Raw genomic sequence first — 20,507 nt, 5'->3', positions numbered from 1 at the left:
GATGGAGTCCGCCGATGACGCCCCCAGCGCCCGTCCCGCCGCACAGCTGGAGCCCCTCGCAGTACCTCGCCTTCGGCGACGAGCGCGGCCGCCCGTTCCTCGACCTCACCTCACGCATCGGCGCGCAGGACCCGGGGCTCGTCGTCGACCTCGGCGCCGGGCCGGCGACGCTCACCGTCCTGCTCGCCCGGCGCTGGCCCGGCGCGGAGGTGATCGCCGTGGACTCGAGCCCCGCGATGATCGAGCGCGCCGCGACGGTCGACGGGGTGCGCGCCGAGCTCGCGGACCTCGCCGCGTGGCGCGCGCCGCGTCCGGTCGACGTCCTGGTGACCAACGCCGCCCTGCAGTGGGTCCCGGGCCACCTCGAACTGCTGCCGCAGCTGATCGACCAGGTCGCGCCCGGGGGATGGTTCGCCATGCAGGTGCCCGGCAACTTCGACGAGCCCAGCCACGCGATCCGCCGCGAGCTCGCGTCTCAGGACCCCTTCGCCGAGCACCTCGAGGGCATCGCGAGCCCCGCGTCCCACGACGCCGCGACCTACCTGCGCGCGCTGCAGGACACCGGCTGCGAGGTCGACGCATGGGAGACCACCTACCTGCACGTCCTGCACGGCGAGGACCCGGTCTTCGAGTGGGTCAGCGGCACGGGCGCCCGGCCCACCCTGCAGGCCCTGCCGGCGGGGCTGCGCGAGCGCTTCGTCGCCGCGTTCAAGCAGCGGCTGCGCGAGGCCTACCCCGACGACGGCCAGGGGGTCGTCCTCCCGTTCCGCCGGGTCTTCGCCGTCGCGCGCAGACGGGCCTGATCCCACGCCGCCCGACGGGGCGCGGCGGGCGCCGACCGTCGGCCCCCGGCGGTAGATTCGACCCATCATGCAGAAGCTCTACCGGGACGACGCGATCGTCCTGCGCACCCACCCGCTCGGCGAGGCCGACCGCATCATCACCCTGCTGACGCGCCGGCACGGGAAAGTGCGCGCCGTCGCCAAGGGCGTGCGGCGCACGGGCAGCCGCTTCGGGGCGCGCCTGGAGCCGTTCACCCTGGTGGACCTGCAGCTGCACGCGGGACGGAACCTGCACACCGTCACCCAGGCCGTGACCATCGAGGGGTTCGCGGGCGCCATCGCCGCGGACTACTCGCGCTTCACCGCGGCCACCGCGATGCTCGAGACCACCGACCGCCTCACCGACGACGTCGTGGATCCCTCGCAGCGAGGATTCCTGCTGCTCGTGGGGGCGATGCGCACCGTCGCCGCGGGAGCGATCCCCGCCTCGCTCGTGCTCGACTCGTTCCTTCTGCGCACCCTGGCCCTCGCCGGCTGGTCGCCCGAGCTGCGCGTGTGCGCGACGTGCGGGGCCGACGGTCCCCACCACGCCTTCGACGTCTCCGCGGGCGGCCTCGTCTGCAGCGCGTGCCGCCGTCCCGGGGCCGTCGCCGTCCGTCAGGCGGCGATCGAGCACATGATCTTCCTCATGGCGGGCGACTGGGAGAACGTCCTGGACTCCGAGCAGACCACCCGCGAGGAGGCCAGCCGCCTGATCGCCGATACGATCACCTGGCACCTGGAGCGATCGGTCCGCTCCCTGGGGTACGTCGAGCGCTGAGGAGCAGTCGTGGCACGCAGGAGCACGCAGCGGAGGGAACGGCCCGGCGCGGTGAGCGCCGGTGACGGCGGACGTCGCACCGTCGACGCCCCGCGCCGTCCCGCCGAGCCCTTCGCGCATCCCAGCGGGGCCCGGCCCCCGCAGCTGCCGCCGCAGACCATCCCCGGGCACGTCGCGGTCGTCATGGACGGCAACGGGCGCTGGGCGAACCAGCGCGGGCTGCCCCGCACCGCGGGCCACGAGGCCGGCGAGGCGGCGCTGCTCGATGTGGTCGCGGGGGCCCTGCAGATCGGCGTCACCCATCTCTCGGCCTACGCGTTCTCCACGGAGAACTGGAAGCGCTCCCCGGAGGAGGTCCGCTTCCTCATGGGGTTCTCCCGCGACGTGCTGCGCCGTCAGCGCGACACCCTGCACTCCTGGGGCGTGCGGATCCGGTGGATCGGCCGTGAGCAGCGGCTGTGGAGCTCCGTCATCAAGGAGCTCAAGGAGGCCGAGCGCCTCACCGCGGGCAACACCCGGATGACCCTGTACATGTGCGTGAACCACGGCGGCCGCGCCGAGATCGTCGACGGCATCCGCGAGGTCGCGACGCTCGCCCGCGAGGGCCGTCTGAGCCCGCGCGCGATCACGGAGTCCTCGTTCCGCCGGTACCTCGACGACCCCGAGATGCCCGAGGTCGACCTGTTCCTGCGCACGAGCGGGGAGCAGCGCACCTCGAACTTCCTGCTCTGGGAGGCCGCCTACGCCGAGCTGGTGTTCGTGCCCGAGCTGTGGCCGGACGTGGACCGCCGGGTGCTGTGGCGCGCGGTCACCGAGTACGCGCGGAGGGATCGTCGCTACGGGGGAGCGGTGGACGCTCCGACTCCCGAGGCAGGCTCTCCTGCTCCCGCGGCTGCTCCATCGACTGCTGCTCCTGACTCTCGCGCGACCGGCGGCGTCTGAGCACGAGCAGGACGACCAGCGCGATGACGAGCGCGAGCACCAGGATCGCGACCCAGGGGCTCAGCAGGAACAGTTCGATCCAGGTGATCACGACGGCCAGTCCTATCGTCGCGTAGATGACGGCCCAGGCGAGGCCGCCGATGAGCAGCGCCGGCACGTAGCGCACGGCCGGCATGCGGGTGAGGCCGGCCGAGAGGTTCGCGGCGGTCTGGAAGCCGACGGTGAGGAAGCTCAGCGCCACGACGGGCGCGCCCCATCGGTTCACGATGGTGATCGCGCGATCCACCGACGGGCTCTCGATCATCTGTGCGAGCCGGCCCCGGTGCGCGAGCCGATGCGCCCCGCGGCCCACGAGGTAGGTGCCGCCCGCGCGGCACAGCACGATCACCCAGAGCAGGCCGACGGCCGGCAGCAGCGGGAGCGAGCCGATCCATTCGAGCACGCCGTCACGCCCCGGAGGCGGGGGAGGCGCCGGACGAGGAGTCCGAGTGCTCGGGGCACAGCCCGAAGATCTCCATCGTGTGGTCGACCTCGGTGAAGCCGTGCTCACGGGCCACGCGGCGCGCCCACTCCTCGACCTGGGGCGCCTGGAACTCGACGGTGCGCCCGCACTCGCGGCACACCAGGTGGTGATGGTGGCCGCTCTCGGCGCACTGGCGGTAGATGGACTCGCCGTCGTCGGTGACGAGCACGTCGACCTGACCGCCCTGGGACATGGTCTGCAGGTTCCGGTACACGGTGGCAAGGCCCACGGTCTCGCCGTCGGCCCGCATCTGCTCGTGGATCTGCTGCGCGCTGCGGAAGTCGTCCTGACGGCCGAGCGCGTCGAGGATCGCGGTGCGCTGCCTCGTGTTTCGCTGCATGCTCACCATCATCCCAGGACTCAGACGTCCGCGGGCATCGGTTCGCTCACGCCGGAACGGCTCTCGACCTGGGCCCGGCGCGCGCGCAGGCGCTGGACGATCGGCCGCAGGATCAGGCTCACGGCGTAGCAGGCGATCGTCAGCAGCACGATGACGCCGCCGGGCGGCAGGTCCACATAGGCGGTGAGCACGAGGCCGCCCAGCGCGCACACCACCGCGATGCCCATCGCGGTGCGCATCGTGCGGGTGAAGCCCACGACCACGCTCTGGGCCGCGGCGACCGGGACGATCATGAGGGCGGAGACCATGAGCGCGCCGACGATGCGCATCGCGAGGGTCACGGTGAGCGCCGCGATCACGGCGATGAGGATGTTCATCGCGCGCACGGGGAGGCCCGAGGCGCGCGCGAACTCCTCGTCGCCCGTCACCGTGTAGAGCACGCGGCTCAGCCCGATGCCGATGACCATGACGATCACGGCGAGGACCACCGCGATCACGAGGTCGGTCGCGGTGACCGTCGCGAGCGACCCGAAGAGGTAGCCGACGAGGCTCTGCGAGCCGCCGCCCGCGAGCTGGATGATGACGACGCCGCCCGCGATGCCGCCGTAGAAGAGGATCGCGAGGGCGACGTCGCGGCTGGTGTGCCCGACCTCGCGCACGATCTCGATGACGACCGCGCCGATCACGGAGGCGACGAGCGCGCCGGGGATCGCGAGCAGGTCCTGCGGGGAGGCGCTGATCCAGGCGCCGACGAGCCAGCCGACGGCCACTCCCGTGAGCGCCACGTGCCCGAGTCCGTCGCCGAGCAGGGAGAGGTTCTTCTGGACCAGGTAGGTGCCCACGATCGGGGCGGTGAGGCCGATGAGCACGGCGATGATCAGCGGGTAGCGCATGATGTCGCTGGTCAGCAGGTCCCAGGGGGCGATGGTCATGGGTGGATCTCCTGTCCCAGGCACTCCTCGTGCAGCGGCTGGTGGTCGTGCCCGGGGTCGAACAGCGGGCGATCCTCGGGCGCTCCGTCGTGGACGACGCGGCCGCGGTCCAGGACCACGGCGCGGCGCACGTCCTCGCTCAGCGGGCCGAGCTCGTGCAGCACCACGACGACCGTGGTGCCGCGCTGGGAGAGACGGCGGAAGATCGCGGCGATCGCGTCCTGCGTCGCGACGTCGACGCCGGAGAACGGCTCGTCGAGCACGAGCAGCTGCGGGGAGCGCACGAGGGCGCGCGCGATCATCACGCGCTGGCGCTGTCCGCCTGACATCTGGGTGATCGGGCGGTCGGCCATCGGGGCGAGGCCGACGTCGGAGAGCAGGGAGTCCACGCGGGGATCGTGCAGGCGCGAGAACCAGCGGCCGGGCCCGAGCAGCCCGGTGGCGACCGTCTCCCGGGCGGTCGCCGGGATCGATCCGCCGCCCGCGGCGAACTGCGGGACGTAGCCGACCTTCGCATGGACCTTGCGGTCCTTCACGGGACGCCCGAAGAGGCTGATCGTGCCGGCGCTCGCGGCCTGGACGCCCACCATCGCGCGCAGCAGCGTCGACTTGCCGGAGCCGTTCGCGCCGAGCAGGCCGACGAGCTCGCCGGGGGCGACCTCGAGGGAGACGTCGTGCAGCACCGGGGCGCCGCCGAGGTCCACGTCCAGGTGCTCGACGGCGACCGCCGGCGTCGCGGGGGAGGGCGTCATGACCAGCTCGCCACGAGCTTGGAGCAGTTCTCGCGCATGACGGCAGGGTAGTCCGCGTCCTCGGAGAGCTGGGTCTCGAGGTTGTCGAGCTCCTCGGCCTCGGCTCCCACGTTGTCGGCGAGCGTCTCGGCGACCTTCGGCGACGCGGTGGTCTCGAAGAACACCGTGGTCACGTGCTGGTCCTCGATGACCTTCTGCAGCTGCAGCAGGCGCTTGGGGGAGGGCTCGACCTCGGGATCGATCCCGGTGATGCCGATCTGCTCGAGCCCGTAGCGCTCGGCGAGGTAGGCGAAGGCGGTGTGGCTGGTGACGAAGGGCTTGTCGCCCTTCACGGCGTCGAACTCCTTCTTCAGCTCGGCGTCGAGGTCCTCGAGTGCCTTGCGGGCGCTCGCGCCGTTCTCCCGGAACGTGGAGGCGTTGTCCGGATCGGCCTTCGCCAGGTGCTCGCCGATGGCCTCGGCGACCTTCCCGAGGCGCGCGGGGTCGTTCCAGAAGTGCGGGTCGAGGGCGCCGTGGTCGTGGTCCTCGTGCCCGCCCTCGTCGGACGCCCCGTCCTCGCCTTCCTCGTCGCCGTGGTCGTGCTCGTCCTCCTCGCCGCTGCCCGAGAGCATGGTGACGACGGTGGACACGTCGAGCGTCGCGTCCGAGAGGTCCTTCGAGGAGATCGCGTCGTCGAGGGAGGCCTGGAAGTCCGGGATCTGGAGGATCAGCGTCGCCTCCTGGACCTGCGCGACCTGGGCGACGGACAGCTCGAGGTCGTGCGGGTCGACGCCGGGCTGGGCGAGGCTCACGACCTCGGCGAGGTCACCGGCGACCTGCTGCGCGGCATACGTGAGGCCGTAGCAGCCCGTGATGATGACGGGCTTCCCCGAGGAGCCGGACGTCCCCCCGCATGCGCTCAGCGCGAGGCCGGCCGCGCCGATGCCCGCGAGGCCCAGCAGCGATCGCCGCGTGGTCGTCACGGGCCGCGCGAGGACGGACGCCGCGGCGGCGCCGGACGGGTGTGCGGACGAGGAGCGGCGGGGGGAGCGGGGCGTGGCGAACATGAGAGTGATTATCAGAGTTGAGCTCGCTCGAGTGCAAGCTCGCGGTGCGCGAGGAGCCGCGGGATGTGGCGCGCATCGCGCCCCGTCGGCCGCCGGAGGATCAGGCTCCCCAGCGGCGCGCCGTGGCGCTCCGGCCGCGCTGCGCCGCCGAGCCCGTTCGTCGATATGCTGGGCGCTCGTCCTGGCGCTCCGCCCGCCGTCGCGGCCCACGCCGCACCTGGATCCGTCGCACCCCTCCGCGTCCTCGCGAGGGGCCGGCGCCAGCGGCCACCGCGGAGCGCCCCACCGCCGCATCGCAGGAGTCACACCGTGGCCAAGGCCCCCGCCAGCACCCTGGACAACGTCATCGCCCTCGCCAAGAAGCGCGGGTTCGTGTTCCCCTCGGGCGACATCTACGGCGGCACCCGCTCCGCCTGGGACTACGGTCCCCTCGGGGTCGAGCTCAAGGAGAACATCCGCAAGCAGTGGTGGCGCACCTTCGTGCAGGGCCGTGAGGACATGGTCGGCCTGGACTCGGCCATCATCCTGCCCACGCGCGTGTGGGAGGCGTCCGAGCACGTCAAGACCTTCACCGATCCGCTCGTGGAGTGCCGCAGCTGCCACAGCCGGTTCCGCGAGGACCACCTCCTCGAGGCCTTCGAGGAGAAGAAGGGCCGCGCCCCCGAGGGCGGGCTGGCCGAGGTGCCCTGCCCGAACTGCGGCACGCGCGGCGAGTACACCGAGCCGCAGCAGTTCTCGGGGCTCATGAAGACCTACCTGGGCGCCGTCGACAACGAGTCCGGGCTGCACTACCTGCGGCCCGAGACCGCGCAGGGCATCTTCGTGAACTTCCTGAACGTGGTGACCGCCGCGCGCCAGAAGCCGCCCTTCGGCATCGGTCAGGTCGGCAAGGCCTTCCGCAACGAGATCACCCCCGGCAACTTCATCTTCCGCACCCGCGAGTTCGAGCAGATGGAGATCGAGTTCTTCACCCCGCCCGAGGAGGCCCAGGAGTGGTTCGACCGCTGGGTCGAGGACTGCTGGAACTGGTTCGTGGATCTGGGCATCGATCCCGACCACATGCGCCGCTTCGACGTCCCCGAGGCGGATCGCGCCCACTACTCGGACGGCACCATCGACATCGAGTACAGCTTCGGCTTCCAGGGCGGGCAGTGGGGTGAGCTCATGGGCATCGCCAACCGCACCGACTTCGACCTGGGGCGCCACACCGAGGTCTCCGGCACCAAGATGCAGTACTTCGACCAGGCCTCGGGCGAGCGGTACACCCCGTACGTGATCGAGCCCAGCTTCGGTCTCACGCGCTCGATGATGGCCTTCCTCGTCGACGCATATCGCGAGGACGAGGCCCCCAACACCAAGGGCGGCGTCGACACCCGCACCGTGCTGGGCCTCGACCCGCGCCTGGCGCCCGTCAAGGTCGCGGTGCTGCCGCTGTCCAAGAGCGAGGACCTGGTGCCGCGCGCCCGCGCCCTGGCCGACGAGCTGCGCCCGCTGTGGAACGTCGAGATGGACGTCTCCCAGGCGATCGGCCGCCGCTACCGCCGCCAGGACGAGATCGGCACGCCCTTCTGCATCACCGTCGACTTCGACACCGCCGAGGACCAGGCCGTGACCATCCGCGAGCGCGACTCGATGGAGCAGACCCGCGTGGCCCTCACCGAGGTGAAGGGCTACCTGGCGCAGCGTCTGATCGGGGCCTGACGGAGGGCCGGTCGTCGTCGGCCGGGGGCTGCGGGGCGTCGTGCCCCGTGATCCCCGTTCCGGCAGGCGCGTCCGACTCCGCGGGTGCGTCCGGACCTGCTGACGCCTCCGGGCCCGCGGACCCTCCCAGCTCCGCGGGTGCAGGGGTGCGGACCGGGCCGATGAGCCAGCTGGCGAAGGTCGCGGTGATGACGCCCACGAGGGCGATCCCGCAGATCATGAGGCCGACGGCGATCAGGCGACCCGGCAGCGTCACCGGTGTGTAGTCGCCGTAGCCGACGGTCGTGATGGTCGCGATCGCCCACCAGAGCGAATCGCCGATGGTCTCGATGTTCCCTCCGGGCGCGCCGCGTTCGACGTCGAGCACCCCGACGGCGGCCACCCACGTCACCAGGGACGAGGCGCCGACCACGTAGGTGACCACGCGCCCGCGCACGAGGGCGCCCGCGTGCCGCTGCAGCAGCACCACCAGCGAGATGAACCGCGCCAGGCGCAGCATCGCGAGGCCCGGGAAGACCACCAGCGCGAGGTCGAGCGGATGGCGCACGATCCAGCGCAGGCGGTGCTGCGCGAGGACGAGGCTGACCACGTAGTCGACGGCGAAGGCCGCCCACACGACCCACGTGATGCCGTTCAGCAGATGGCGCACGAGCCCGTCCGGCTGGGCGATCACCTGCACGGAATAGGACGCGAGGAACAGCAGCGAGACCGAGAGCAGCGGCCATCGCGTCGTCCTCTCCCAGCGCGCCGCCCGATCCCCGCGAGCCGTGCTCATGCCGTGCGGGACGTCCTCGGATCCCGGACGCATGCGCCTCAGGCCCATGCCTGCCGCAGCGGCGGTGCCACCTGCTCGGCGAAGACGGTGGTGATCCGTCGGACCACGTCGTAGGGATGGCCGAAGGGGAGCGCGAGGATCGCCTCGTCGGCCGCCTGCAGGGCGACGTCGTCGGCGAGGAAGCGCGCGACCTCCTCGGGGGAGTCCGCGACCACGCGCCCGAAGGCTGCGGGCCGCCCGCCGATCAGCGCCGTGCCCTCGCGCATCGCAGCCTGCCGCTCCCGGTCCCGCTCGATGAGGTGCGCGAAGTCGTCCAGGTCCGACCGCCGCGTGACGGGGAGGACCTGCCGGCTCGCCGAGACGTGGCCCTCGCCGTGGCCGGCCGTCCGGCTCGCGGCGCGGTAGGCCTCGATCAGCTCCCTCTGCAGCTCCTCGAACGAGCGGCCCGAGCCGTCGGCCGGCTGCAGCGTCGAGACCTGCAGACCGATCCCGAGACGGCCCGCCCTCTCGGCGCTCGCGATCGAGCCGGCGCCGTAGGCGATGCGCGAACGCAGGCCGGGGGCCTGCGGGCGCACGCGCAGGGGTGTGCCGGCGTCCTCGGTCTCGAAGAACTCGTCGGCGGTCGCGACCACCTCCCCGTCGACGAAGGCGAGCAGGTCCTCGAGCACCTGGTCCACCCGTGCGCGCACGTCGCCGTCGACCGTGCCGAACGCGCGCTCGTTCACGGCGTCCTGCTTCGCGTACCCCGATCCCACGCCCAGGCGCAGGCGGCCGCCGGCGAGGAGGTCGGTGGTCGCGGCATCCTCGGCGAGGCGGCCCGCCTGCTCGAAGCGCAGTGGGATCAGAGCCGTCCCGAGCGCCATCGTGCGCGTGCGCTGAGCGGCCGCGGCGAGGAACGGGAGCGGCGCGGACAGGAAGTCCTGGAGATGGCGGTGCCGGACGTATCCCGCGTCGATCCCCATGCCCTCGGCCCGCTCGAAGAGATCGAGCCCGTCGTCGAGACCCTGCGAGCGCGCTCCCGCGGTGCTGGCGGGTTCGATGCCCCTGTGGTCGACGAAGGCGAGGAAGCCCAGGCTCCCGGGTCGGCGGCGATCGGGGGAGTGCGTCTGCGTGGTCATCGGTCCTCCGTCGGGGAGTCAGGTGGGGCCGCGGGAACGTGCTGCTGGACGCTCACCTGGGGCATAGCCGCATCGTAGGCGCGCAGGTCCGCTCACGGGCGGATGCCGTCACACGGGTCCTCCCCATGCCCCTCCGATGCACATCACCCTCGCCGGGCCTCCCGGTGCGGCACAGGGGATGGGACAATCGGCGGTGATGACCACCCTCGACGCCCCCACCGCACCGAGCTCCCCGGCGTCCCCGACCGCGGAGCCGCAGCGGCGCACCCTCACCATCGGCCCGCACACCGTCGACACGCCCGTCGTGCTCGCGCCGATGGCCGGCATCACGAACATGGCCTTCCGCCTTCTGTGCCGCGAGTTCGGCGCGCTGCACTCGGAGGACGACGGCGGGCTGTTCGTCTCCGAGATGGTGACCTCCCGCGCCCTCGTCGAGGACCACGCGGAGTCATGGCGCCTGGTCACGATGGGGGAGCGCGAGACGCCGCGCTCGGTCCAGCTCTACGGCGTGGACCCGACGACCGTGCGCCGCGCGGTCGAGATGCTCGTCGAGCGCGACCGCGCCGACCACATCGACCTGAACTTCGGCTGCCCCGTCCCCAAGGTGACGCGCCGCGGCGGGGGCGGCATCCTGCCGTGGAAGACCGAGCTGTTCACGCGCATCGTCCGCGGCGCGGTCGAGGCCGCCGGCGACGTCCCGGTCACGGTGAAGACCCGCATGGGCATCGACGAGGACCATCTGACGTACCGCGACGCCGGTCTGATCGCCCAGGAGGTCGGCGCGTCCGCGATCGCGCTGCACGGCCGCACCGTCGTCCAGCACTACAGCGGGCAGGCGCACTGGGAGGCGATCGCTGACCTCAAGCAGCTGGTCACCGACATCCCCGTGCTGGGCAACGGCGACATCTGGTCGGCGGAGGACGCCCTGCGCATGGTCGAGGAGACCGGCGCGGACGGGGTCGTCGTCGGCCGCGGCTGCCAGGGACGCCCGTGGCTGTTCGCCGATCTCGCCGCCGGCTTCGCGGGCCGTCCCGAGCGCATCCGTCCCACCCTCGGCGACGTCGCCCGCACCATGCGCCGTCATGGCGAGCTCCTCGTGGAGTTCTTCGAGGACGAGGGCCGCGGCATGCGCGACCTGCGCAAGCACGTCGCCTGGTACTTCAAGGGGTATCCCGTCGGCGGCGAGATGCGGCACCGGCTGGCGACCATGGAGTCGCTCGCCGATCTCGACGCGAAGCTCGCCGAGCTGGATCTCGACTCGCCCTACCCCGGGGCCGACGCCGAGGGGCCCCGCGGCCGCGCCGGCACCCCCAAGCGTGCGGTCTGCCCCGAGGGATGGATGGAGTCCCGGGAGCTGAGCGACGAGCACCGCGCCCGCCTCCACGAGGCCGAGCTGGACACCTCGGGAGGATGAGCGCCCGCATGGAGCACCTGACGCAGCGGGGCACCTCCGCGGACTCCCCGCTGGTCGCCCTGCCGCCGGGGTACACGACCTCCGACCAGGAGCGCTGGGGCGAGGAGCCTCCCAAGTCGCACACGCGCACGCCGTTCCAGAGGGACCGCGCGCGCGTCCTGCACTCGTCGGCGCTGCGACGCCTCGGTGCGAAGACCCAGGTCCTGGGCGCCGGCGCCAACGACTTCGTGCGCACCCGCCTCACCCACTCGCTCGAGGTCGCCCAGGTGGGCCGCGACATCGGCGCTGCCCTCGGCTGCGATCCCGATGTGGTCGACGCCGCCTGCCTCTCGCACGACCTCGGCCATCCGCCGTTCGGCCACAACGGCGAGAAGGTGCTCGACGAGCTCGCGTCCGGCATCGGCGGCTTCGAGGGCAACGCGCAGACCCTGCGTCTGCTCACGCGCCTCGAGCCCAAGCTCATCGGGGCCGACCGCCCCTTCGGGCTGAACCTCACCCGCGCCACGGTCGACGCCGCGATCAAGTACCCGTGGCGCCGCGGCGAAGGGCCGGACCCCGCCTCCTCGAAGTTCGGCGTCTACCCCGATGACCAGGGCGTCTTCGACTGGGCGCGCGACGGCGCTCCGGGCATCCGCAAGTGCTCCGAGGCGCAGGTCATGGACATCAGCGACGACATCGCCTACTCGGTGCACGACATCGAGGACTCGGTGACCGGCGGCGCACTCGATCTCGCGCTCCTCGCCGACCCGATGGAGCGCGCCGCCGCGCTCTACGTCGTCCAGGACTGGTACACGCCGACCGACCCGATCGACGTTCTGGACGCGGCCCTCGCCCGCCTCGAGGACCAGCCCTGGTGGGTGCTGCGCTACACCGGCTCGATGCGGGACGCCGCCGCGCTCAAGGACATGGCCAGCCAGCTCATCGGCCGCTTCACCCACGCGGTCGTCGAGGCGACGCGCGAGCGCCACGGAGAGGGCCCGATCGCGCGCTTCGCCGGGGAGGTCGTCGTCCCCGAGGAGACGCGGCTGGAGATCTCTGTGCTCAAGGGGCTCGCCGCCGCCTACGTCATGAGCTCCGCGGCCCAGCGGCCGGTCTACGCGCAGCAGGAGCAGATCCTCCGCGACCTGTACGCGCACCTCTGGAACACCGGCAGCGTGCATCTCAGCCCGATCTTCTCCGAGCTCTGGGAGGATGCCCAGGACGACGCCGGGAGAGCGCGCGTGGTCATCGACCAGATCGCCTCGTTCACCGACGTCACCGCGCGTCGCCTGCACGAGACGCTCTACCGCGGCGGCACCACGCACGTGACCGCCGCGGACACGCCGCTCCCGGGCCTCGGCTCGGACCTGTAGCGGCGGGAGCGCCCGCAGCACCACGAGAAGGACCGAAGGAGGGGACGAGGAGCCGATGAGCCAGGGCAGGATCCGCCGCGAGGACGTCGAGAAGGTCCGGGGCACCGCGCGCCTGGACGAGGTCATCGGCGAGCACGTCACCCTGCGCAGCGGCGGCATCGGCTCGATGAAGGGCCTGTGCCCCTTCCACGACGAGAAGACGCCCAGCTTCAACGTGCGTCCCCAGCTGGGCCACTGGCACTGCTTCGGCTGCGGGGAGGGCGGCGACGTCATCTCCTTCGTGCAGAAGATCGACAACCTCAGCTTCGTCGAGGCCGTGGAGATGCTCGCGGGCCGCTACGGCGTCGAGCTGCACTACGAGGACGTCGGCCGCGGAGGCGGCGATCGCCCCGACTTCGGCACCCGGCAGCGCCTGCTGGATGCCCACGCGATCGCCGAGGAGTACTTCCGCGAGCAGCTCGCGACCGCGAGCGCGCAGGTGGGCAGGCGCTTCCTCGCCGAGCGCGGCTTCGACCGCGAGGCCGCCGAGCGCTTCGGCGTGGGCTTCGCCCCCGAGGGCTGGGACAGCCTGCTGGGGCACCTGCGCGGACGCGGCTTCACCGAGCCCGAGCTCACCGCGAGCGGCCTGGTCTCCCAGGGCCAGCGCGGGGTCTACGACCGCTTCCGCGGCCGGCTCGTCTGGCCGATCCGCGACGTCACCGGCAAGACCATCGGCTTCGGCGCCCGCCGGCTGCTGGAGAGCGACCAGGGCCCCAAGTACCTCAACACGCCCGAGTCCCCGATCTACCACAAGTCCCAGGTGCTCTACGGGCTCGACCTCGCCCGCAAGGAGATCTCCTCCCAGCACCGCGTGGTCGTCGTCGAGGGGTACACCGACGTCATGGCTGCGCACCTCGCGGGCGTGACCACGGCCGTCGCGAGCTGCGGCACCGCCTTCGGCGCCGACCACGTGAAGGTGGTGCGCCGCATCATGGGGGACACGAACCCCTCGGCCGGACTGCGCCTGAACGCCGACGGTCGCGGGCTCGGCGGCGAGGTCATCTTCACCTTCGACGGCGACGCCGCCGGTCAGAAGGCGGCGCTGCGCGCCTTCGAGGAGGACCAGCGCTTCGTCGCCCAGACCTTCGTGGCGGTCGAGCCCGGCGGCTTGGATCCCTGCGAGCTGCGGATCGCCCAGGGCGATGCGGCGGTGCGCGATCTGGTGGACTCCCGCAAGCCACTCTTCGAGTTCGCCATCCGCTCCGTCCTCGCCCAGGTCGACCTCGACACCGTCGAGGGCCAGGTCTCCGGGCTCCGGATGGCCGCACCGGTGATCGCCCGCATCCGCGACCGCGCCATGCGCCCCGAGTACGCCCGGCGCCTGGCCGGCTGGCTCGGGATGGACGAGCGCACGGTGCTGCGCGCCGTCCACGACGCCGCCCGCACCGCCCCGCAGCAGGGCCGGCACGCCGAGCGTCCGGGGGAGTCGGCGCCCCAGGCCGGGGCCGGACAGGGCACCGGCGCTCAGGGGTCCTCGGCCGACGGGGCCCGCACGGGCGCCGACGATGCCGCGGCCGGCATCCCGATCATGCGCCTCGCGGACGTCGTCAACCGCCGGGATCCCGTCGGCCAGGTCGAGCTGCAGTCCCTCGCCGTGATGCTGCAGGTGCCGCGGATGCTCGACGTCGAGCGCGTCGGCTCCCTGCCCGACGACTCCTTCCACGTCCCGGCCCTGCAGGGGGTCTGGGACGTGATCCTGGCGACCGGCACCCTGCTCGACGCGGTCGAGGGAACGCTCGAGGCGGCCCGCTTCATCGATCAGGTGCTCGAGATCGCGGGGGAGACGGTGCGCCCGCTCATCATCGAGATCGCCAACGTCGAGCTCCCCGCGCGCGACGAGCAGGACCTCCAGCGCCTCGCGACCTCGCTGCTGGACAGGCTCACCGAGCTCTCGATCACCCGCGAGTTCTCCGTGCTGCGCCAGCGCCTGCAGCGCACCGACGCCGGTGCGGACCCCGAGGAGTACCAGCGCATTCTCGGCCAGCTCACCGCCGCCCAGGAACGCCGACGGGCCCTGCACTCGCGCGACGAGTGAGGGCCCGAGGGACGGAAGCCGATCAGATGACGGGCGAGGCCGTCTGCACCTCCCGCACGCTCGGCTGCCGGGCGTAGTCGACGCCGGGGAAGCGCCCGAACTGGTCGGTGCGGGCGGAGGCGTGCTGCGCCTCGGCCCGCTCGAGCAGGGAGAGGGCCTGGTCGGGCGTCGGGTAGCGGTCGCTGAACGAGCTCCCCGCGGGCAGGACCGGCGGGTACCAGGCGCCCGCGCCGGCGCCGAACAGCCCGGGCCGGAACCACAGGTGGCCCGGTCGGGTGCGGTCGCGCAGCGCATGGGCGCGCCAGGTGTTGATCGGGTGGCTCGCCTGCCAGTTGGCGATGTGCAGCCAGAGCCCCTTCTCGGTGGCGGCGCGGTCGGCGAGCTCGTTGACGTTGACGTCGGCATTGAGGTACTTGCCGGCACCGAGCACGGCCATCACGCCCGGGGCGCCCTGGGGGCAGAAGGCGTAGCCGAAGTTGTCCGCCGTGTACTCCTGCGTCCGCGAGTAGGCGGTGCCCAGGAGCGGGATCTGCGCCAGGAGATTGCTGAACAGCAGACGGAAGTAGGACACATGGCCCGCGGCCAGGTGACCCACCTCGTGCCCGATCACGAACCGCAGGGCCTCCGGGTCGCGCACGGCGCCGCCGACCTCGAACAGGTCCGAGTAGACGACCACGAAGCGACGGAAGCCGTGGCCGGAGGCGAAGGCATTGATCAGACCGTTGCCCAGGACCACGTAGGCATCGGGCACGCGCCGCAGACCGTGGTGGGCGGCCGCCTCGGCCACCATACGGTAGCCCTCGGGGAACTGGGTGGGCGACATCCGGATGCCCGAGGCGCGCTGCTGCGCGTACAGCAGTGCGCGGGAGATCCAGAGGATGAGCGGGAGCAGCATCACGATCGCGAACAGCTGGATCACGAGGGAGCCGAAGGGACCCGTCTGCAGGTCCAGGAGCGTCGGCCCCTCCCCGCGGATCGCGTTGACGATGCTCATCACCACGAGGATCGTCCACAACAGGTAGGCGCTGAGGGTCACGACGATACCCACGATCAGCAGCGGGATCTCCCACGGGTGGCGGATGCCCCGCCGGCCGAGGATCCCGTGCGTCGTCGCGCCGTTGACGAGGTTCGGCGCGGACGGTCCGCCGGGCGATGCGCCGCCGCCGGGACCGAAGCCTCCGCCCGACGGCGGACCACCGGGGAGGCCAGGACCGCCGGGCGTTCCCGGGCCGCCCGGCGAACCGGGGCCGCCGGGGGACCCAGGACCGACGGGGTACCCGGGCGCGCCCGGCGAGCCGGAACCGCCCGCGAAGGACGGTTCACCGGCGGAGGCGGGGTCGCCGGCGGACGGCTGCCCCAGCGGGGAGGACGGGGGATACGTCATGGAGGGCTCCTCGGAGGTCGACGGTGCGATCACACGGTAGCGCTCGGAACGTTCCATGCGACATCGACCTCGGTCGATGACCGGTCTGCCCTCGTCGGAAGTCGAGCGGCCCTGCAGGGGGTCGCCGTCACAGGTGGGTCGCGAAGTGCTCCGCGATCGCGTGCTGAAGGCGGATCCGGTTCTCCGGGTTGCCGAACCCGTGCCCCTCGTCGTCGGCCAGCAGATAGCGCACCGCGACGCCGCGTTCGCGCAGTGAGGCGACGATCGTGTCGGACTCGGTGCGCTGGACCCGGGCGTCGTTCGCGCCGTGGGCGATCAGCAGGGGCGTGCGGATCCGGTCGACGTGGGTGAGCGGCGAGCGGAAGCGCATCTCCGCCTCCTGCGCCGCGTCCTCGGGATCGCCGACGTAGGTGAGCCAGTTGCTGCGCAGGTAGGGGCGGCTCACCGGCGGCAGGCTCCGCAGGAAGCTCGCGAGGTCGGCGATGCCGACGATGTCCACGGCCGCGGAGAAGCGCTCCGGGGTGAAGGCGGCACCGACCAGTGCCGCATAGCCGCCGTAGGAGCCGCCGAGGATGCCCAGTCGGTCAGGATCCGCGATCCCCTGGGAGACCGCCCAGTCCACCGCGTCGAGGAGGTCGTCGTGCATCGCCCCGGCGAACTCGCCGACCGCGGCGAGGGTGTGGCGCCTGCCGTACCCGGAGGAGCCGCGGAAGTTCACCTGCAGCACCGCATACCCGCGGCTCGCCAGGAACTGCGACTGGGGGCTGAAGCCCCAGCTGTCGTGCACCCACGGCCCGCCGTGCACCTCGAGCACGAGGGGCAGGTCCCGCGGCGGGCGTCCGGGCGGCAGGGTGAGGAAGCCGTGCAGAGGCAGACCGTCCCGGGCGGTGAGCGAGACGGGCTCCATGGGGGCGAGATCCTGCGGGTCCAGGTGCGGCGAGGAAGGAGAGAGTCGGCGGCTCTCACCGGTCGTGCGGTCGTGGAACCAGGCCACGTCCGGCTCCCGGTCGTGGTGGAAGGTCGCCACCCAGCGGCGACCCGAGAGATCCGAGGACAGCGCACCCAGGACGCCGTCGGACAGCGCGGACAGCGCCGCATGCACCTCGGCGAAGCCGGGATCGATCACTACGATCCGGGGCCTGGGGCCCGTGAAGCGGGCCGCGAGGATCTCGCCGCTGCGTCGGTCCGTGTACAGCGTCGGCGGCAGTACCCCGGGTGCCAGCACGCTGAGGATGTCGAGGCTCCAGCCCTCCACGGCGGCGAGCACGCGGATCTCCCCGGTCGCGCGGTCCACGCGCACCAGCTGCAGGTCGTCGCCCTCGAGGTAGCTGCCGAGCACGAGCCCGGTGCCGTCGGGCGTCGACTGCTGGATCTCGACCCCCATCGGGTGGTCCGCGCCCCCGACCCGCAGCAGAGCACGGTGCTCCCCGGAGACCGGATCGATCGCGGAGAACTGCGTGTCGCCCTCGTCGGTGACGCGGGCGAGGAACGCCGGGGTGCCCTCGCCGTCCAGGAGCAGGTCCTGCCCGGGGCCGGGCTGCTCATGGTGGAGGGTGGTCTCGCCGGAGGCCACATCGATCAGGAACGTGTCCAGCGCGGCGGGACGGCGGTTCATCGTGGCGAGCACCGTGGCGGAACGGGACCGCAGCGGCTCCGCGGCGAAGACTCGCGATCCCGCGGGCAGCGGGGTGAGGTCGACGGCCGGTGTGCTGGGGGAGCGCAGATCGACCCGGAACAGGTGCCAGTCCTCGTTCCCGTCGGTGTCCTGGAGGTACAGCAGCCAGCGCGGGTCCTCGCAGAAGAAGAACGTGGAGATGCCGCGCCGATCATCATGGGTCACGCAGCGGGCGTCCTCATGGCCCTCGTCGATCCCGCGCACCCAGATGTTGCGCCGTCCGTGCGCGGGGGCGACATAGGCGAGCAGGGCGCCGTCCGGAGAGATCATCGGGCTCGAGAACTCCGGATCGGCGAAGAGCTCCTCGGCCTCGAGCGGGCGCGGTCGGTGCGGAATGCTGGTCATACGGAATTCTCCTCCGGGTGGCGGGCTCGGACGGACCATCAGAGACCGTGCCCTCAGGGCACGGTCAAACCGTGTCTTCCCCATCGCCGCCCGGTCCGCGAGGATGGGGGAATGGTCGCGTCGACGAGGAGCTCCCGATGACCTGGAGCACGCGCAGACTCGCGGAACTGGCCGGCACCACGGTGAAGAGCGTGCGCCACTACCATGCCGTGGGTCTGCTCGAGGAACCCGGCAGGTCGGCGAACGGGTACAAGCACTACGGCACGTCCCAGCTGGTGCGCCTGCTGCAGATCACTCGGCTGCGGAACCTGGGGATGTCCCTCGCCGACATCGCGGAGGCCGGGGAGTCCGACGAGAGCTACGTCGAGGCGGTGCAGGCGCTCGACGCCCGACTCGCCGACTCGATCGCGCGTCAGCAGGCCGTCCGCGCAGAGCTGGCGGACCTGATGGTCCACTCCGCCGGACCGGACGTGCCGGCCGGCTTCGAGAGCGTCGCCGACAGCCTCACCGCCGCGGACCGCGCGATGATCACGATCAGCGGGGCGCTCCATGACGACTCGGGAATGCGCGAGCTGCACAGCATCGTTGCGGATCATCAGGAAGCCGACGAGGACTTCAACGCGCTCGCGCCCGATGCGGACGACGACACCGTGAGCGCCGTGGCGGCGCAGATGGCCACGGTTCTGCGGGCCATCCACGAGCGCTACCCGAGCACGCTGACGCCGCCGACCGCCGTCGGGAACCGCGAGCAGGCCGTGAGGGAGGCGCTGAACCAGGCCGTCACGGACCTCTACAACCCCGCGCAGCTCGAGGTGCTGCGCCGGGCCTATCGCCGCGCGCGTGAGGACACCGAGCACGGGATGCGCAGGACGGACCACGACTGATCGACGGGGACGTCGGCCCGGGCCCGTCCTCGGGTCCGATGAGCGCGGTTCACCTGGGAGGCGGCACGGCGGTCACGGCGGCGCCATGCGCGAAGGAGACGCTCCTCCCGCCCGCCTCGGCGAGCTGCCGACGCCGAGTGCGGGAGATTGCGGAGCGATCGACCGGAGAGCAGTCGTCGCTGTTCGAGATGGAGACCGTATGGCTCCCTGGTAGGCCAGGCGGGGCTTGAACCCGCGACCGACGGATTATGAGTCCGCTGCTCTGACCGGCTGAGCTACTGGCCCCTGACGACGGGAGCGAGCATATCGTCTCCGCGCCGCGCGCCCGTCCACCGTCCCATCGCCCCGATTCCTGGAATGCTGCTCCGTGCGCGGGGCGAGTAGGGTGCCTGGCGGCCACCGCCTCCCAGGGATCGGACCCTCATGCACGTCCTCGTCGGCATCGCCGGACTCGTCGTCTTCCTCGCGCTCGCCTTCCTGCCCTCCCACGACGTGGGGATGCTGAAGAAGAAGGCCCCCTACATCGGGATCATGCTCGCGCTGCAGTTCGTGCTCGGTCTGCTGATGCTCCGCACCGGCGTGGGGCAGGCGGTCATCTCCGTGATCGCCGCGGTCTTCGAGACCCTGCTCGGATACGCGCGCGAGGGCGTGAGCTTCGTGTTCGGCGGGCTGATCGACGTCGAGGCGGACGGCAGCGGCCCCTTCATCTTCACCTCGCTCATGCCCATCATCGTGATCTCCGCGCTCATCGGCATCCTGCAGTACCTGCGGATCCTGCCCCTGGTGATCCGGGGCGTCGGCCTGGTCCTGTCGAAGGTGACGGGCCTGGGCAAGCTCGAGTCGTTCAACGCGGTCTCCTCGGCGATGATCGGGCAGTCGGAGAACCTGATCGCGATCAAGCGCATCCTGCCCACGCTGCCCGAGCACCGGCTCTACACGATCGCGGCCTCGGCGATGTCCACGGTGTCCATGTCGATCGTCGGCGCGTACATGACGATGATCGAGCCCCGGTACGTGGTCGCCGCGATCGTGCTGAACCTCTTCGGGGCCTTCATCGTCGTCTCGCTCCTGAACCCCTACACGCTCACCGAGGAGGAGGACGTCATCGTCGAGCCCGAGCACTCGAAGCAGTCCTTCTTCCAGGTGCTGGGCGAGTACATCACCGACGGCGGCAAGGTCGTGCTGTCGGTCGTCGCGATGCTCGTGGGCTTCGTGGCGCTGATGGCGATCCTCAACGGGATCTTCGACTCCGTCCTGGGCATCAGCTTCCAGCAGCTGCTCGGCTACGTGTTCGCGCCCCTGGCCGTGCTCACGGGCGTGCCGATCTCGGAATCGGTCGACGTCGGCCGGCTGATGGCCACCAAGCTCATCTCCAACGAGTTCGTGGCCATGCTCTCCTTCACCGACGCGAACCCCGGTGGGAAGCTCGAGCTGTCCGCCCGGGCCACCGCCATCGCCCAGACCTTCCTCGTCTCCTTCGCGAACTTCAGCTCGATCGGCATCATCGCCGGCGCTGCGAAGTCCCTCGCCCCCGAGCAGGGCGAGACCATCGCCCGCTTCGGTCTGCGTCTCCTGTACGGCGCGACCCTGGTGTCCTTCGTGAGCGCCACGGTGGTCGGGATCATCGTCTGATCCCGACCGCCGCGGC

General features: G+C 71.9%; 17 protein-coding genes and 1 tRNA gene. 9 read left to right on the top strand and 9 right to left on the bottom strand.

Annotated elements, in window-relative coordinates; all coding sequences use genetic code 11:
- The first annotated feature begins 14 nt into the window (after positions 1-14).
- The 3 genes from ACFQ53_RS03850 (at position 15) to ACFQ53_RS03840 (ending at position 2,544) form a co-directional block, all read left to right on the top strand.
- Positions 15-803: a methyltransferase domain-containing protein gene (locus ACFQ53_RS03850; protein ID WP_377855548.1), complete on the top strand. Its 789-nt coding sequence runs from the start codon at positions 15-17 to the stop codon at positions 801-803.
- A 67-nt stretch (positions 804-870) separates the two neighbouring features.
- The gene (gene recO / locus ACFQ53_RS03845; protein ID WP_249479699.1) at positions 871-1,602 is read left to right on the top strand and encodes a DNA repair protein RecO; all 732 of its coding nucleotides are present in this window, start codon (positions 871-873) and stop codon (positions 1,600-1,602) included.
- A 51-nt stretch (positions 1,603-1,653) separates the two neighbouring features.
- Complete coding sequence (locus tag ACFQ53_RS03840) at positions 1,654-2,544, top strand: isoprenyl transferase (RefSeq protein WP_377855651.1); 891 nt, start codon at positions 1,654-1,656, stop codon at positions 2,542-2,544.
- Positions 2,545-2,990: 446 nt separating this feature from the next.
- Here the strand turns inward: ACFQ53_RS03840 and ACFQ53_RS03835 are convergent, their stop codons facing one another.
- Genes ACFQ53_RS03835 through ACFQ53_RS03820 form a run of 4 tightly spaced genes read right to left on the bottom strand, consistent with a single transcriptional unit; the run spans position 2,991 to position 6,137 of the window.
- Positions 2,991-3,407: a Fur family transcriptional regulator gene (locus tag ACFQ53_RS03835; protein WP_377855544.1), complete on the bottom strand. Its 417-nt coding sequence runs from the start codon at positions 3,405-3,407 to the stop codon at positions 2,991-2,993.
- 20 nt (positions 3,408-3,427) lie between these two features.
- A complete protein-coding gene (locus ACFQ53_RS03830) occupies positions 3,428-4,339 on the bottom strand; it encodes a metal ABC transporter permease (protein WP_377855541.1) in 912 nt (303 codons plus the stop codon).
- Positions 4,336-5,091: a metal ABC transporter ATP-binding protein gene (locus tag ACFQ53_RS03825; protein ID WP_377855538.1), complete on the bottom strand. Its 756-nt coding sequence runs from the start codon at positions 5,089-5,091 to the stop codon at positions 4,336-4,338. Before ACFQ53_RS03825 ends, ACFQ53_RS03830 begins: the two co-directional genes overlap by 4 nt.
- Positions 5,088-6,137, bottom strand: coding sequence for a metal ABC transporter substrate-binding protein (locus ACFQ53_RS03820; RefSeq protein ID WP_377855535.1), 1,050 nt, complete (start codon positions 6,135-6,137; stop codon positions 5,088-5,090). Before ACFQ53_RS03820 ends, ACFQ53_RS03825 begins: the two co-directional genes overlap by 4 nt.
- Before the next feature lie 309 nt (positions 6,138-6,446).
- On the opposite strand from ACFQ53_RS03820, the gene ACFQ53_RS03815 reads away from it, so the two are divergent.
- Positions 6,447-7,838, top strand: coding sequence for a glycine--tRNA ligase (locus ACFQ53_RS03815; RefSeq protein ID WP_377855532.1), 1,392 nt, complete (start codon positions 6,447-6,449; stop codon positions 7,836-7,838).
- Here the strand turns inward: ACFQ53_RS03815 and ACFQ53_RS03810 are convergent.
- Positions 7,792-8,613 carry a potassium channel family protein gene (locus ACFQ53_RS03810; protein WP_377855529.1) on the bottom strand — a complete coding sequence of 274 codons (822 nt, stop codon included), beginning with the start codon at positions 8,611-8,613 and terminating at the stop codon, positions 7,792-7,794. The genes ACFQ53_RS03815 and ACFQ53_RS03810 overlap by 47 nt on opposite strands.
- 38 nt (positions 8,614-8,651) lie before the next feature.
- Entirely contained in the window at positions 8,652-9,731 is a 1,080-nt protein-coding gene (locus ACFQ53_RS03805; RefSeq protein ID WP_377855526.1) for an LLM class flavin-dependent oxidoreductase, read from the bottom strand.
- A gap of 196 nt (positions 9,732-9,927) precedes the next feature.
- Here ACFQ53_RS03805 and dusB point away from each other — a divergent pair, with 196 nt between their 5' ends.
- From dusB to dnaG, 3 genes are read left to right on the top strand one after another with little or no spacing between them, the layout of a single operon-like run.
- A complete protein-coding gene (gene dusB / locus ACFQ53_RS03800) occupies positions 9,928-11,145 on the top strand; it encodes a tRNA dihydrouridine synthase DusB (RefSeq protein WP_377855524.1) in 1,218 nt (405 codons plus the stop codon).
- Positions 11,146-11,153: 8 nt separating this feature from the next.
- On the top strand, positions 11,154-12,497 hold the full coding sequence (locus tag ACFQ53_RS03795; RefSeq protein WP_377855522.1) for a deoxyguanosinetriphosphate triphosphohydrolase: 1,344 nt from the start codon (positions 11,154-11,156) through the stop codon (positions 12,495-12,497).
- 55 nt (positions 12,498-12,552) lie between these two features.
- On the top strand, positions 12,553-14,571 hold the full coding sequence (gene dnaG, locus ACFQ53_RS03790) for a DNA primase (protein ID WP_377855519.1): 2,019 nt from the start codon (positions 12,553-12,555) through the stop codon (positions 14,569-14,571).
- Between the two features lie 22 nt (positions 14,572-14,593).
- On the opposite strand, the gene ACFQ53_RS03785 is transcribed toward dnaG, so the two are convergent.
- Entirely contained in the window at positions 14,594-15,955 is a 1,362-nt protein-coding gene (locus ACFQ53_RS03785) for a M48 family metallopeptidase (RefSeq protein WP_377855516.1), read from the bottom strand.
- Positions 15,956-16,082: 127 nt separating this feature from the next.
- Entirely contained in the window at positions 16,083-17,975 is a 1,893-nt protein-coding gene (locus tag ACFQ53_RS03780; RefSeq protein ID WP_377855514.1) for a S9 family peptidase, read from the bottom strand.
- 137 nt (positions 17,976-18,112) lie between these two features.
- Here ACFQ53_RS03780 and ACFQ53_RS03775 point away from each other — a divergent pair, with 137 nt between their 5' ends.
- On the top strand, positions 18,113-18,859 hold the full coding sequence (locus tag ACFQ53_RS03775; protein WP_377855511.1) for a MerR family transcriptional regulator: 747 nt from the start codon (positions 18,113-18,115) through the stop codon (positions 18,857-18,859).
- Positions 18,860-19,067: 208 nt separating this feature from the next.
- Here the strand turns inward: ACFQ53_RS03775 and ACFQ53_RS03770 are convergent.
- A tRNA-Ile gene (locus tag ACFQ53_RS03770) sits at positions 19,068-19,144 on the bottom strand.
- Positions 19,145-19,282: 138 nt separating this feature from the next.
- Between ACFQ53_RS03770 and ACFQ53_RS03765 the strand changes: the two genes are divergently transcribed.
- On the top strand, positions 19,283-20,491 hold the full coding sequence (locus ACFQ53_RS03765) for a NupC/NupG family nucleoside CNT transporter (protein WP_377855508.1): 1,209 nt from the start codon (positions 19,283-19,285) through the stop codon (positions 20,489-20,491).
- The last annotated feature ends 16 nt before the right edge of the window (positions 20,492-20,507 follow it).

The sequence above is a fragment of the Brachybacterium sp. NPDC056505 genome (genome assembly GCF_042794925.1).
Classification (GTDB): domain Bacteria; phylum Actinomycetota; class Actinomycetes; order Actinomycetales; family Dermabacteraceae; genus Brachybacterium; species Brachybacterium kimchii.
The sequence above is the reverse complement of the archived record's forward strand: the minus strand, read 5'-3'. Positions and strand labels throughout refer to the sequence as shown.